This window comes from Kribbella catacumbae DSM 19601, from assembly GCF_000372465.1.
In the GTDB taxonomy this organism is placed as follows: domain Bacteria; phylum Actinomycetota; class Actinomycetes; order Propionibacteriales; family Kribbellaceae; genus Kribbella; species Kribbella catacumbae.
The window spans coordinates 24,233-38,081 of the sequence record NZ_AQUZ01000047.1; the positions used below are offsets into that span (position 1 = coordinate 24,233).

General features: G+C 68.8%; 10 protein-coding genes. 5 read left to right on the forward strand and 5 right to left on the reverse strand.

The window, feature by feature from the left end; all coding sequences use genetic code 11:
- Positions 1–10: 10 nt before the first annotated feature.
- From A3ES_RS0134350 to A3ES_RS56425, 5 genes are read right to left on the reverse strand one after another with little or no spacing between them, the layout of a single operon-like run.
- Complete coding sequence (locus A3ES_RS0134350) at positions 11–874, reverse strand: anchored repeat-type ABC transporter permease subunit (protein ID WP_020391385.1); 864 nt, start codon at positions 872–874, stop codon at positions 11–13.
- Positions 871–1,638, reverse strand: a complete 768-nt coding sequence (locus A3ES_RS0134355; RefSeq protein WP_020391386.1) for an anchored repeat-type ABC transporter ATP-binding subunit — start codon at positions 1,636–1,638, stop codon at positions 871–873. The genes A3ES_RS0134350 and A3ES_RS0134355 overlap by 4 nt, the downstream gene beginning before the upstream one ends.
- A complete protein-coding gene (locus tag A3ES_RS0134360; protein WP_020391387.1) occupies positions 1,635–2,444 on the reverse strand; it encodes a choice-of-anchor M domain-containing protein in 810 nt (269 codons plus the stop codon). Before A3ES_RS0134360 ends, A3ES_RS0134355 begins: the two co-directional genes overlap by 4 nt.
- Complete coding sequence (locus tag A3ES_RS0134365) at positions 2,441–3,964, reverse strand: anchored repeat ABC transporter, substrate-binding protein (protein ID WP_020391388.1); 1,524 nt, start codon at positions 3,962–3,964, stop codon at positions 2,441–2,443. The genes A3ES_RS0134360 and A3ES_RS0134365 overlap by 4 nt, the downstream gene beginning before the upstream one ends.
- 14 nt (positions 3,965–3,978) lie before the next feature.
- Positions 3,979–6,501 carry a choice-of-anchor M domain-containing protein gene (locus tag A3ES_RS56425; protein WP_020391389.1) on the reverse strand — a complete coding sequence of 841 codons (2,523 nt, stop codon included), beginning with the start codon at positions 6,499–6,501 and terminating at the stop codon, positions 3,979–3,981.
- Between the two features lie 371 nt (positions 6,502–6,872).
- Here A3ES_RS56425 and A3ES_RS0134375 point away from each other — a divergent pair, with 371 nt between their 5' ends.
- The 5 genes from A3ES_RS0134375 to A3ES_RS57265 are packed head-to-tail and all read left to right on the forward strand — an operon-like array spanning position 6,873 to position 13,486.
- Positions 6,873–7,517 carry a 50S ribosomal protein L25/general stress protein Ctc gene (locus tag A3ES_RS0134375; RefSeq protein ID WP_020391390.1) on the forward strand — a complete coding sequence of 215 codons (645 nt, stop codon included), beginning with the start codon at positions 6,873–6,875 and terminating at the stop codon, positions 7,515–7,517.
- Between the two features lie 46 nt (positions 7,518–7,563).
- A complete protein-coding gene (gene pth / locus A3ES_RS0134380) occupies positions 7,564–8,139 on the forward strand; it encodes an aminoacyl-tRNA hydrolase (protein ID WP_020391391.1) in 576 nt (191 codons plus the stop codon).
- 13 nt (positions 8,140–8,152) lie between these two features.
- Positions 8,153–11,782 (forward strand): transcription-repair coupling factor, encoded by a 3,630-nt coding sequence (gene mfd / locus A3ES_RS0134385; RefSeq protein WP_020391392.1) that lies wholly within the window; start codon positions 8,153–8,155, stop codon positions 11,780–11,782.
- 23 nt (positions 11,783–11,805) lie between these two features.
- Positions 11,806–12,447: a SurA N-terminal domain-containing protein gene (locus tag A3ES_RS0134390; protein WP_157630897.1), complete on the forward strand. Its 642-nt coding sequence runs from the start codon at positions 11,806–11,808 to the stop codon at positions 12,445–12,447.
- Positions 12,448–12,451: 4 nt separating this feature from the next.
- Positions 12,452–13,486, forward strand: a complete 1,035-nt coding sequence (locus A3ES_RS57265) for a nucleoside triphosphate pyrophosphohydrolase (protein ID WP_020391394.1) — start codon at positions 12,452–12,454, stop codon at positions 13,484–13,486.
- The last annotated feature ends 363 nt before the right edge of the window (positions 13,487–13,849 follow it).

Genomic DNA, 13,849 nt, shown 5'->3' on the forward strand with positions numbered 1-13,849 from the left:
CCTTTCACACTCAGGCGGGGACAACAGCCGCCGCAGCGGAGCTGCGACGGTGGCTCAGCAGGCCGTGCCGGGGCGCGAACACCCAGCAGGCGATGAAGACGGCGGTCGCCGTCAGCACGATCAACCCGCCGGCGGCGAGGTTGAACGCATAGGAGAGATAGAGGCCGGCCAGCCCGGAGAAGGCGCCGATCAGGGGAGCGATCAGCATCATCCGGCCGATCCGGTCGGTCAGCAGCCGGGCGCAGGCGGCCGGCGTGATCAGCAGCGCGAGCACCAGGATGTTGCCGACCGCCTGGATCGAGATGACGATCGCGATCGTCACCATCGCGTAGAGCGCCATATCCAGCCAGAAGATCGGCAGCCCGACCGAGCGCGCGGTCTCGCGATCCAGCCCGACGGTGACGAACTCCTTGTGCAGTGCTCCGCTGATCAGCAACAGCACGGCACCCGCGATCGCGACCGTGACGACATCGCGGTTGCCGATCCCGAGCACCGAACCGAACAGGAACGACTCCAGCGATCCGCCGTACCCCGGTGCGGTGCTCATCACCACGATGCCGAGGCCGAACGCCGCCGCGAAGAACACGCCGATCACGGTGTCCTCCTTGAGCCGGCGGTTCTGCGAGACGACCGCGATGGACAGTGCGGTGATCAGCCCGGCAACGATTCCGCCGGCCACCAGGCTGGTGTGCAGCACGAACGCGATCGCGATGCCGGGGAAGACCGCGTGCGCCACCGCGTCGCCGATGAACGCCATCCCGCGCAGCGCGACATGGCTGCCGATCACGCCGCAGACGACGCCGGACATCAGCACGACGAGGAACGCGCGCTGCATGAACACGTGCTGCCACGGCTCGGTGAAGAACTCGATCATCGGGTCACCCCGAGCGTGTGCAGCAGTTGCTCGGAACGCGCGACACCGAAGGCTCGCAGCCAGATGGCTGGGTCCCGCAGGTCTTCGGGTGGTCCGTCAGCGACCACGGTCTCGTTCAGCAGACAGAGCCGGGTGCAGGTGTCGGCCGCGGCTGGGAGGTCGTGCGTGGTCATCAGGATGGCGGTGCCTTCGCTGGTCAGCGTGCGGAACAGGCGGGTGAGGATCTCCTGCGTCGGTACGTCGAGGCCGGTGAACGGCTCGTCCAGCAGCAGCAGATTCGGGCGGAGCGCGAGCGCGCGGGCGACGAGTACTCGTTGCCGCTGACCTCCGGAGAGCTCGCCGATCGGACGCCGCTGCAGGTCGACGAGGTCCACTCGCTCGAGTGCTTCGCCCACGGCGGCGCGATCGTCGGCGTTTGGTCGGCGGAGCCAGCCGATGCGATGGGTCCGGCCGGTCATCACCGCAGTACGGACGTCGACCGGGTAGTCCCAGACGAACTCGTGCCGCTGCGGGACGTACCCGATACTCCCGCGCGCTTCCCGCGGCGTACGGCCGTCGATCGCGATCACACCAGCAGTTGTCGGCAGCAGGCCGAGGAGCGAACGGAGAAGAGTGGTCTTCCCGGCGCCGTTCGGTCCGATCAACCCGACATGCTCGCCTCGCCCCACAACCAGATCCACGTCATGCAAGACCTGCCGCCCACCCAGCTCAACAGCAACCCCGGCCACCTGCAGCACACCTGCCTGCGCGCCCGTCGGCTTCATGCTCGCCTCCGGCGGATGAGGGCGTAGGTCGTTCCGAGCAGGGCGACGAGGGCGGCGGAGCCGCCGAGCCAGGGCCAGGGGGAGCGGCCGACGGCATCCGGCTGGCCTGCGCCCTGGCCGGCGGCTGGCTGCCCCGCCTTCTCCCCAGCGGCCGCGCCTTCAGCTGGTTTGAAGGCGTCGCGGGGGTTGCCGGGGCCGGCATGCAGGCGCAGCGGTCTGCGGTCGGTGACCGTGGTGCCGTCGGTGAGTTTGGCTGTCATGGAGAGGTCGAGCAGGTAGCTGCCCGGGGTGGCGAAGGTCCAGTTGCCGTGGACGTGGGTGTTGACGTCGACGCCGGTCTCCTGCGGGAACGGCTTGCGGCTGTCGAAGACCGGAGCGGGCTTGCCGAAGTCCGAGTTCAGGAAGAGCGTGAACGTGCCCGGTCCGTCCACCCCGTGCAGCGACCAGGTCACCTCGCGGTCGACCCGCTTCGCCACCTCGGTGTCCTGGGTGTTCCAGCCCGGCCAGACCACACCGTCCTGCTGCACCTGCGGGATCACCCATACCTTCGCGCCCGGCTTGCCGAGGAACTCGTACGACGGATCAGTGGGTACCGACACCTCCGCCTTCTCCGTCGCCTGGATGACAACGTTCTCCAGCGGCCGCCAGACCACCGGGTCGCCGGTGTCGTCGCGCACCTGGATCGTCCACTTGCCGTCCACGAACCGCGGCCCGAGATCGACATGGCCGGCGGCGATCACCACCTGATCGGTCGGCGGCGCCGGGACAATTGCCACCGGCAACAAAAGCGCGAGCAGCAGTCTCACTTCTTCTCCCCCAGACAGAGCAGCAGTTCGTCGGCGTTGTGCCGCATCATCGCGACGTAGGTCCGGGCATGTTCGTCGAACGAGTCGCCGTAGATCGAGCAGACCCGTACGCCGTTGTCGCGGGCGACCTGGGTCAGTACGGACGCGCGCTGGGCCAGGTTCGGCTCGGTGAAGACGGCCGGCACCTTGAGGTTGCGGATCGTCTCGGACAGCTTGCGGACCTGGTCGACACTCGGCTCCTGCGCCGGATTCGGTACCACGAAGCCGGCCACCTTCATCCCGTACGCCGACGCCAGGTAGCCGAACGCGTCATGCGTGGTGATCAACTGCCGCCGGTCGGCCGGGATCTTCGTCAACTGCGACCGGACGTAGGAATCCAGCTCGTCGAGCTCACGCAAGTAGGCGTCAGCATTGACTCGATATGTACTTGACCCGTCTGGATCAACACTGATCAACGTGTCTCTGATCAACTGCACATAGGCTTTCGCGTTCGCGACGTCCTCCCACAGATGTGGGTCGATCTCGCCGTGCACGTGCTTGCCGAGTACCGCCTGCGGGAGTTGGTGGATCTGTGCCCCCGCCTTGCCGAGGAAGGCGAACCGCGGATCGTCCGGCACGGTCTCGAGCGCCTTGCCCGGTACGTCGATGACGACGCGCGCCGCCGGTACTGCGGATTGCGCTTCACCTGGGCGCTGCGCGTCGGAGTACGCGTAGACCTGGCCGGTGTCGAGGTCGACGGTGAGGTCGGTGTGGCCGTCGTCGAGGACCGTCGCGGTGCCGCCGTCGGCTGGGCGGACCTTGTGTGGCTCGACTCCGACGGCGAAGGTGAAGGTGCCTCGGCCGAGTGGCTGCAGGGGTTTGCCCTCGCCGACGTCGAGCTTGCCTTCGAGGGTGAGGTGGTAGACGCCTGGTTTGGTGAAGGCCCAGTTCAGGTGGGTGTGGGCGGCGGGCGGCAGCGTCGTACTGTCCGCTGGGCCGCCGAAGTACACGTCGGGTTGGCCGAGGGATTCGGTCAGGTAGGCGATGAGCTTGCCGGGGCCGTCGACCTTGGTGGCGGTGAGCTGGACGGACGACGTACGGGTAGCGCCGCGGGCTTTGCCGGTGCCGCGGACGCGGAGGCCCAGCCAGAGCACGTCCAGGCCGATGTCTTCGACGAGGGGGATGACGTGTGCGCCGTACGATTCGGCCGCCTCGGCGAGCGAGACGTTGGGGGTGCCCTTGGGTGCGTTCGCGTCGATCGTCTTGATTAGGGCTTGCGGTTCCAGGAGCAGGTGGTTGGTGAAGGTGACATCGGACTTGGCTACGCGCTTGGCGTCCGCAGGCGTGGGCTCGTAGGAATGCGGATCACCACCCGCCGGTACCAGCGACGACGCGGTCACCCGGTCGCCACCAACCCGCTGCGCGAGGTCAGCCAGGATCTCGGTGGTCGCGACGACATTGAGCTTGCCGCCCGCGCCGGCCGAAGTACCCGCACATCCACTCGCAGCCAGTACTACGAACGCGACCGCCGCAGCGGTCACCCGCCTGCCGCGCCTCACGCTTCACCCCGCCGACGAGTGGCAACCAGCACCACAACACCAATCACCACAAGAGCAGCCCCGCCGCCGATCCACCCCGGCCCGATCTCCGCCCCAGTAGAAGCCAACTTGCACCCACCCGCTGAAGGCGAGCCCTCCGCTGCAGTGCCGCCAACCACTGCTCCACTACGCGAGCCCACCTCCCCTGCACTGAGCGCGACTGCGCCGCGCACCTCAGCACCACCTGCAACCGCTACATGCGCGCCTATGACCGCGCTACGCGCGCCTACGCCTGCGGCGAGGTCGGCATGCGCGGAGTGCGCCGGGGCTCCCGTGCTGGCGCTGCGCGCACCTGCGTCGGCCGCTGCTTCGTACGCAGCGCCGTTCGCCGCTGACTCGCCGACGGCGAGAGCAACCTGCGAGGAGCGCGTCCCGATGTCCGTGCCGATGCCGTGGGCGGCTGTGCCGCTACCTGCAGTGGTGCCGCCTCCGGCGGCCGCGACCGCGCTCTGCGCGGCTGATCCGCCGGCGGCCGCGATGTCGGTGTCTGCGAGTGCGTTGTGGGCCGCCGCGCCGCTTGCGTTGGTGGCAGTTGCAGCAGCGTGCGTGGTTGTGCCGCTTGCTGCGGCGGGATGGGCGGCGCCGCCTGGGGCGGTGGCGGTGGCGGTTACTAGGAAGGTGAGGGTGGAGGTGGTGGTGGAGCGGGCTCCTGTGGTGAGGGTGGCGGTGTGGGTGAAGGTGGCTTGGTAGGTGCCTGGTTGGGTGAAGGACCAGTTGCCGTGGGCGTGGGTGCCGAGGGGGATGCGGTAGGTGTCGGGCAGGCCGTCGCCGCTGTTGAAGATGATCTTCGGGCGGCCGAAGGAGTCGAACTCGAAGACGGCGAAGTTGCCCGGGCCGGTGACGCGGTCGAGGCGCCAGTCGACGCCGGTGGACAGCTGGGCCGGGGTGAGTTCCTCGGTGTTCCAGCCGAGCCAGATGACGCCTTCCTTCTGCGTCTGCGGGATCTGCCAGAGCGGCGCCCCGGCGGGGCCGAGGAAGGCGAACGCCCCGCCTGGCGCACGCGTTCCGGCTGCGGCGGTGAGGCGGATGGTCACCTTTGCGGGGTCGCGCCAGACCGGAGTACCTGGTTTGGTGCCGTCCTTCACCCGGGAGGCCAGCTTTCCGCTCTCAAGGCGTACTGCGTAGTCCGCGTGGCCGTTGGAGAGGGTGGTGCGGGCTGGGTCGTTGCCTGTCGGAGGGGTGGTCGGTGGCGGGGTGGTGGCGCCGGGGGTGGTTCCCGGGGAGGTGGTCGAGCCGGGCTGGTTGGTGGAGGCGGTGCTGCCGGGCGTGGTCGTGGTGGGTGCAGGCTGGGTCGGGGTGGTGATGCAGGGTGGGAGGGTTCCCGAGGGGGTGCCGGTGGGGTTGGGATTCGGCGGGGAATGGTTTGAGTTGTTATCCGCATCCCCGCCAGTTGAAGGCGACGTTGGCTGCTGGGTAGGGGGTGAACTCGGCGCGGTGGTGGGGCGAGGCGTCGGGCTGCCTGTCGGCGGCCGGCTGGTTGATGGAGTCGTCGGCCCGGTGGTCGGCGGGGGTGTCGGTTGGGTCGGCCCGGTGGTGGGCGCCGTGGTGGGTGGGGTTGTCGGCGGTGTGACTGGTGGCGTGGTGGGCGGAGTTGCTGGTGGTGTCGGCGACGTGGTGGGCGGCGTCGTCGGAGGAGTGCCAGTCGGCGGCGGCGTAGTGGGCGGCGTGACCGGAGGCGTCGTGGGAGGAGTGCCGGTGGGCGGAGTGGTCGGTGGGGTGACTGGCGGTGTGGTGGGCGGGGTGGTCGGTGGAGTGACCGGCGGTGTGGTGGGAGGAGTCGTCGTGGTGGGCGGGACGTACGGGCCGACTACGAAGGTGTAGGTGACTGGCCCAGACGAGAGCGGTGCGCCCGCGGTCGTGGTGCCGGATGCCTGGAAGGTCAGTCGGTAGGTGCCTAGCTGGGAGAAGGACCAGTTGGCGTGGACGTGCCGGCCGACCGGCTGGCGGAGCACCCGGATCGCCGGGTCGGCCGAGCTGAACACCCTCTGCGCGACACCGGTGAACTCGTCGTAGTTGAAGAAGACCTCCACATGACCCGGCCCCGAAGCCTCCAGCAGCGTCAGATCCACAGCATCCCCAGCGAGCACCCCAGGAGCGATCGTCTCGGTGTCCCAGCCCGGCCAGATCAGCTCGGGATCCTGGGATTCCGGTGCGATCCAGACCGAGTCGCCCGGCCTGCCCAGGAACGCGAAGGCCGGCAGATCAGGCAGTTCCACCCGAGCCGATGCCTTGTCCTCCAGGTTGAAGATCAGCCCAGCCGGATCCGCCTCGCGGTACTCGCCCAGCCCGATCCGGCTGTTCAGTCGCAGTACCGATCCGTCGTACGTCGTGTGCAGGGCGTCGGTGTGGATCGCCTGCAGCACCTCCGGCGGCGGTTCGGCGTACGAGCGCAGGGCGGGCAGGAACGCCACGGCGAGCGTGAGCACGGCGGTGGTGGAAGCGAGCAGGGCAGCGCGAAAGCGATGGTGAGCGGCGGTCACCGGGGTCCCCCAGGGTTCGGACGGCAGCGAGCAGCAGGACTGTATCTGACTTGACAACCATTTTCAGTAAGCTCGATCGAAACTGCGCCGGACGGCACTGGAAAGTCGTCACGATCGGCCGCCGGGAAATCACGCTCGGGACGGATTTCTCGTCTGGGCGCAGAGGTGGGTAGACTGTTTTGGTTGCCTCGGCGAGGGACGCCCCCCGGACAAAGTCGCGCTCACCCGTGACCTGGGCGGGAGCGGCTCCGTGATCGACGCGGTGGTTCGTTGCCTGACGCCTTTTCGGCAGTCAAGACGTGCCCGCTGAGGCCAGCAGCTTGCAAGACCACCGACAAACATCACCGCAACGCACTTGAGGAGTTCATCTCGTGGCCGAGGTCAAGATCCAAGCCGAGTCGCGCACGGAGTTCGGCAAGGGTGCTGCCCGCCGTATCCGCCGGGACCACAAGGTGCCCGCCGTTCTGTACGGCCACGGCACGGACCCGGTGCACATCACCCTGCCCGGACACGAAACCATGCTGGCGCTGAAGACCGCCAACGCCCTGCTGCTGATCGAGGTCGAGGGCTCGGAGAGCCTGCTCGCGCTGCCGAAGCAGGTCCAGCGCGACCCGATCAAGAACACCGTCGAGCACGTCGACCTGGTCATCGTGAAGCGCGGTGAGAAGGTGCACGTCGACATCGCTGTCCACATCGAGGGCGACGCGGTCAGCGAGACCCTGGTCGTGCTGGAGAACGCGACGATCCTGGTCGAGGCCGAGGCCACCCATATTCCGGACGGCGTCACCGTCTCCGTCGAGGGCCTGGATGCCGGTGCGCAGATCCACGCGTCCGACCTGAAGCTCCCGGCCGGTACGACGCTGGCGATCGAGCCGGACACCCTGATCGTCAACGTGACCGCGGCCCAGACCGCCGAGCAGGCCGAGGCTGACCTGGCCGGCGCCGAGGCCGAGGCCGGCATCGAGCGCGACGAGCCGGAAGCCGCCTCGACCGAAACTGTCGCCGCCAGCTCCTAGTATCTGGGCAGCGATCAGCACAGCTTCAACAGGAGGGCCGGGATCCGTGGCGGACGACGTGTGGTTGGTCGTCGGGCTGGGGAATCCCGGCCCTTCCTATGCCAAGACCCGGCACAACGTCGGCCAGATGGTCGCCGACGAGCTCGTCTCCCGGGTCGGCGGCAACTGGAAACAGCACAAGCAGGCCAAGGCCGAGGTGGTCGAGGCCAGGATCAGCGGTATTCGCGCGGTCCTGGCCAAGCCCCGCTCGTACATGAACGAGTCCGGGTCGCCCGTCTCCGGCCTGCTCAAGTTCTTCAAGGTCGAGCCCAAGGGCCTGATCGTGCTCCACGACGAGCTGGACATCGACTTCGGCGTACTGCGGGCCAAGTACGGCGGTGGCGACAACGGCCACAACGGGCTCAAATCGATCCGCAAGTCGCTGGGCACCGGCGACTACTATCGAATCCGGTTCGGGGTGGGGCGTCCGCCCGGACGGCAGAGCCCAGCGGACTTCGTCCTGAACGAGTTCTCCTCCACTGAACGCAAGGACCTCCCGTTCGCTGTCGACCGGACAGCCGACGCCGTCGAGTCCTTGATCACCGATGGCCTAGAAGTAACCCAAGGACGGTATAACTCTTAGTGAGGGACAACTCGTGAAACTCTCCGGCCTTGTCGACACCCTGATCACCGATCCGGTGGTGGCGGAGGCCGTCCGTGACGCCAAGAACGACGGTGTCACGACGCTCGACCTGAGCGCACCCGGGCCGATCCGCCCGGTGCTGATGGCTGCCCTCGCGGCGGCCCAGGGTGCGGACCGTCCCGTGCTGGCCGTGACGGCCACCTTCCGCGAGGCCGAGGAGCTCACCGAGGCGCTGCAAAGCCTGGTCGAGCCCGGCACGGTCGCCTACTACCCGGCCTGGGAGACGCTGCCCCACGAGCGACTGTCTCCGCGCTCCGACACGGTCGGCCGCCGTCTCGCCGTACTGCGCCGGCTTGCGCACCCCGACCCGTCGGACGAGACCACCGGTCCGATCAAGATCCTGGTGGCTCCCGTTCGTTCGGTGCTGCAGCCCCAGGTCGCCGGGCTCGCCGATCTCCGGCCGGTCCAGCTGCACGTCGGCGACTCCGTCGACCTCGAGGACGTCGTCGAGCGACTGGCCGGAGCGGCGTACAACCGGGTCGATCTGGTCGAGCGGCGTGGCGAGTTCGCCGTCCGCGGCGGCATCATCGACGTCTTCCCGCCGACCGAGGAGCACCCGTTGCGGGTGGACTTCTTCGGTGACGACGTCGAGGAGATCCGGTACTTCGCGGTCGCCGACCAGCGGTCGCTCGAGATTGCCCAGCACGGCCTGTGGGCTCCGCCGTGCCGCGAACTGTTGCTGACCGACGAGGTGCGCTCGCGGGCCGCAGTACTGGCCAAGGAGCACCCGGAGCTGTCGGAGCTGTTCGAGAAGCTCGCCGAAGGACATGCCGTCGAGGGGATGGAGTCGCTCGCGCCCGTCCTCGTCGACGAGATGGAACTGCTGGTCGATTTGATGCCGGCCGGCACCCACATCGTGGTCAGCGACCCCGAGCGGGTCCGGGCCCGGGCGCACGATCTGGTCGCCACCAGCCAGGAGTTCCTGGAGGCGTCCTGGGCGGCTGCCGCGGGTGGCGGTGAGGCGCCGATCGACCTTGGCGCGGCGGCGTACATCTCGCTGGCCGACGTCCGGACGCATGCCCTGGGCAAGGGTCTTGCGTGGTGGAGCATGTCGCCGTTCGCGGCCGCGCCGACCGATGCGCCGGAGTTGCGCGACTCGATGGGCGAGCGCGTCTCCTTCGACATCGACCCGGATGCCGGTGCGGTCCGCAGCCGCGCGATCGCGGCCCACGAGGTCGACCCGTACCGCGGCGAAACCGCTGCTGCCGTTGAGGATGTGCGCGGCTGGCTGCGGGACGGCTGGCGCGTCGTCTGCGTCACCGAAGGTCATGGCCCGGCGCAACGACTGGCCGAGGTGTTCTCCGAGGCCGAGCTGCCCGCGCGGACCGTGGACAACATCGACACCATCCCGCCGACCGGCGTCGTGCAGATCTCGCAGGGCCAGCTCGAGCACGGATTCATTGCCGAGGGCATCAAGCTCGCGGTACTGACCGAGAACGATCTGGCCGGTCAGCGGTCGGCGGCCGAACGGCGTTCCCAGCAACGGATGCCGAGCCGCCGCAAGAAGACGGTCGACCCGCTGGAGCTGGCGCCGGGCGACTACGTCGTGCACGAACAGCACGGCGTCGGCCGGTACGCCGAGATGATGCAGCGCACCGTCGGCACCGGCCCGCAGAAGGCCACCCGCGAGTACATCGTCATCGAGTTCGCGCCGAGCAAGCGCGGCCAGCCGGGCGACCGGCTGTACGTGCCGACCGACCAGCTCGACCAGGTCACCCGGTACGTCGGCGGCGAGCAGCCCACGCTGGACAAGATGGGCGGCGGCGACTGGGCCAAACGCAAGGGCCGCGCACGCAAGGCGGTCCGCCAGATCGCCGGCGAACTGATCAAGCTGTACGCCGCCCGCCAGGCGACCAAGGGGCACGCGTTCGCCAAGGACACTCCCTGGCAGCGCGAGCTGGAGGACGCGTTCCCGTTCGTCGAGACGCCCGACCAGCTGGCCACCATCGACGACGTGAAACGCGACATGGAACGCGTCACGCCGATGGACCGGATCGTCTGCGGTGACGTCGGCTACGGCAAGACCGAGATCGCCGTACGGGCTGCCTTCAAGGCGGTGCAGGACGGCAAGCAGGTCGCAGTACTGGTTCCGACCACGCTGCTCGTCCAGCAGCACTACGCGACCTTCGCCGAGCGGTACGCCGCCTTCCCGGTGAACGTGGCGCCGTTGTCGCGGTTCCAGACCGACAAGGAGGCCAAGGCGTCCATCGACGGCCTGGCCGACGGCTCGGTCGACGTGGTGATCGGCACCCACCGGCTGTTCAGTGGCGAGGTCCAGTTCAAGGATCTCGGCCTGGTCGTGGTCGACGAGGAGCAGCGCTTCGGTGTCGAGCACAAGGAGCAGCTGAAGCGGCTGCGGACCGCGGTCGACGTCCTGACGATGTCCGCGACGCCGATCCCGCGCACGCTGGAGATGTCGATCACCGGCATCCGGGAGATGTCCACGATCGCCACCCCGCCGGAGGAGCGGCACCCGGTGCTGACCTTCGTCGGCGCCTACGAAGAGGGCCAGGTGACCGCCGCGATCCGGCGCGAGCTGCTCCGCGAGGGCCAGGTCTTCTTCGTCCACAACCGGGTCAACACGATCGAGAAGGCCGCCGCCCGGATCCGGCAGCTGGTCCCCGAGGCGCGGGTAGCCGTCGCGCACGGGCAGATGAACGAGCACGCCCTGGAGAACGTGATCCAGGGCTTCTGGGAGAAGCAGTCCGACGTCATCGTCTGTACGACGATCGTCGAGTCCGGCATCGACATCTCGAACGCGAACACGCTGATCGTCGAGCGTTCCGACCTGCTCGGCCTGTCCCAGCTGCACCAGCTGCGCGGCCGGGTCGGCCGTGGCCGCGAGCGCGCCTACGCGTACTTCTTCTTCCCGCCGGAGAAGCCGCTCACCGAGACGGCCCACGACCGGCTGGCCACCATCGCGCAGCACGCCGACCTCGGCGCCGGCATGCAGGTCGCGATGAAGGACCTGGAGATCCGCGGCGCGGGCAACCTGCTCGGTGGCGAGCAGTCCGGCCACATCGCCGACGTCGGCTTCGACCTGTACGTCCGGCTGGTCGGCGAGGCCGTCGCGGAGTACCGGGGTGACACTCAGGCCGAGGAGCCCGAGGTCAAGATCGAGCTGCCGATCGACGCGCACCTCCCGCACGACTACGTGCCGTCACAGCGGCTGCGGCTGGAGATGTACCAGCGACTGGCCGCCGTACGGGACGATGCGGGGATCGCCGAGCTGGTCGAGGAGTTGCACGACCGGTACGGCGACATCCCGCAGGCGGTGATGAACCTGATCGAGGTGGCGAAGTTCCGCAACCACGCTCGTCAGGCGGGGCTGCAGGATGTCACCCTGCAGGGCAATCTGATCAGGTTCGGGCCGGTCGAGCTGGCCGATTCGAAGGTGCTGCGGCTGAACAGGCTGTACCCGAAGAGTCTGGTCAAGCCCCAACTGCGTACGATCCTGGTGCCGAGACCTGCCACCCGGCTGGTCGCCGGTCAGCCGCTCCGCGACCAGGAGCTGCTGCAGTGGTGCACCAGACTGATCGACGACGTGATCGCCGAACCGGCCAGCGGCTCGGCATCATCATGAACTGGACAATGCGAGGAGATTCGGTGAGCACTTCGCGACGGCTTCGGGCGGCCAGAGTGCGGGTAGTTGGCGCGGCGTTTTTGGCCACAGCCTCGGTGCTGCTGCTCGGCGGTTGTGCCGCGGGCACCCACCCGGGCGCGGCGGCGACGATCGGCGACACGGAGATCAGCGTCGGCGACCTGGACAAGTCCACCAACGCGATCCAGGGCGCGGTCGGCGAGCAGGAGGTGGCCCCGGCGGCCGTGCTCGGCCTGCTGGTGGACAACGAGCTGGCCGCTCAGGTGCTGGACCAGCGCTCGATCACCGTCAGCGAGGCCGAGATCGTGCCGGCGATGAAGGTCGTCGTCGACCAGTCGCTGTACGAGAAGTTCGCCGCGAACCCGGTCACCAACGACTTCCTGCGGAACTCGGCGCGGGCGCTGATCGGCCGGATCAAGCTGGCCGGCGGCACCGGGATCACCGACCCGAACGCGCAGCAGCTGAACACCGACGGCGGCAAGGTGCTCGAGGACGCGGCGAAGAAGATCACCGTCAACGTCGCGCCGCGGTACGGCAAGTGGGATGGCGCCAAGGTCGACGGCACCTCGGGCTCGCTGTCGGACCTGTCCGAGCAGAGCAAGCCGACGCCGACCCCGCCCGCGCAGGGCGAGCAGCCGCAGGGCTGAGCTTTTGACGGGTTCGATCAAGGTCGTCCTGACCAGTCCGCGGGTCGCGCCCGGGTTGCTGACCCGGGCCGGCTGGCAGGTCTTCGCCGACGCCGACCAGATCGGTGCGTCGGCGGGTCCCGAGCGCCCCGACGTCCAAGCGCTGATCGGCTCCGGGCTCGTCCTGCAGCAGGTCGTCGGCGACCCTAGTGAGCAGTGGGCCTGGCTGACGGGTGTCGCCGCTGACGGTGGGCGCGTCGCGTGGCTGGTCGGCGAGGACGGCGAGCCCGCGCTGCTGCGAGTGATCGCGGACGACCTCAGCCGGGAACCGCGACCGGCGTACGAGGTCGAGATCGTGCACGGCTCGTACGACGTACCGGGGGCGCGGCTGATCGACCTCGTGCGGGTGATGGACCGGCTCCGGCGGAACTGCCCGTGGGACCAGGAGCAGACGCATCAGAGCCTGGCGCGGTACCTGCTCGAGGAGACCTACGAGCTGCTCGAGGCAATCGACTCCGGCGACTACGAGCACCTGCGCGAGGAGCTCGGTGACCTGCTGCTCCAGGTCGTCTTCCACGCCCGGATCGCTGAGGACATCGACGCCGAGGACGACGGGTTCTCGATCGACGACGTAGCCGGCGGCATCGTCGAAAAACTGATCCGCCGCCACCCCCACGTCTTCGCCGACGTGGCGGCAGCGGATGCGGCAGCCGTCGAGGCCAACTGGGAATCCATCAAAGCCGCCGAAAAACAACGCAGCTCTGTGCTGGAAGGCATCCCGCTCGCCCTGCCTGCGCTCGCGCTGGCGGACAAGGTGCTCGGACGAGCCGCGAAGGTCCTCCCCGCGGACGCGCCGGCCTCAAGCGACCTCCCGGTGGCGACCGCCGGCGTCCCGTCTCCGGAGTCAGCCGACCTCGCGACCTCTGACGATGCGCGCATCGGAGATGCGCTACTGGAGCTGGTGCGTCAGGCTCGCGCTGTCGGCGTCGACCCCGAGCAGGCCCTCCGCACCGCCACCCACCGCCTCGCCGACCACGTACGCACCGCGGAAACCGGCTAACCCGCAAGCGCGGACGTCCACGCATACCGCCCTCGCCCGGCAACCGCTTCCCGCGGCGTGTCGACCCGTCAGCCCCGACTTATGCATGCACGGCGGTCCGCACTAAACCCTTCCCTGCATTGCGGAGAGGGTTCGCTCCTCGGGTGGGGGTTAGCCCGTTGCTCTGCCAGTGGGTGATGCCCCGTCGGCGGGGTGGAGCCCACCGATCGGTTGGGTGTGTGCCGATCGACAGGACATAGCGCCCGTACTGCGATCTGCCGCCGCCTGCGTGAGCGTAACGCCCGGTCGAATGGCCGACTATGTCCTGTCGATCGGGACAGCCAATCCTCAACAGGTCACTGAGGTGGGGCGATCGGGCCACTC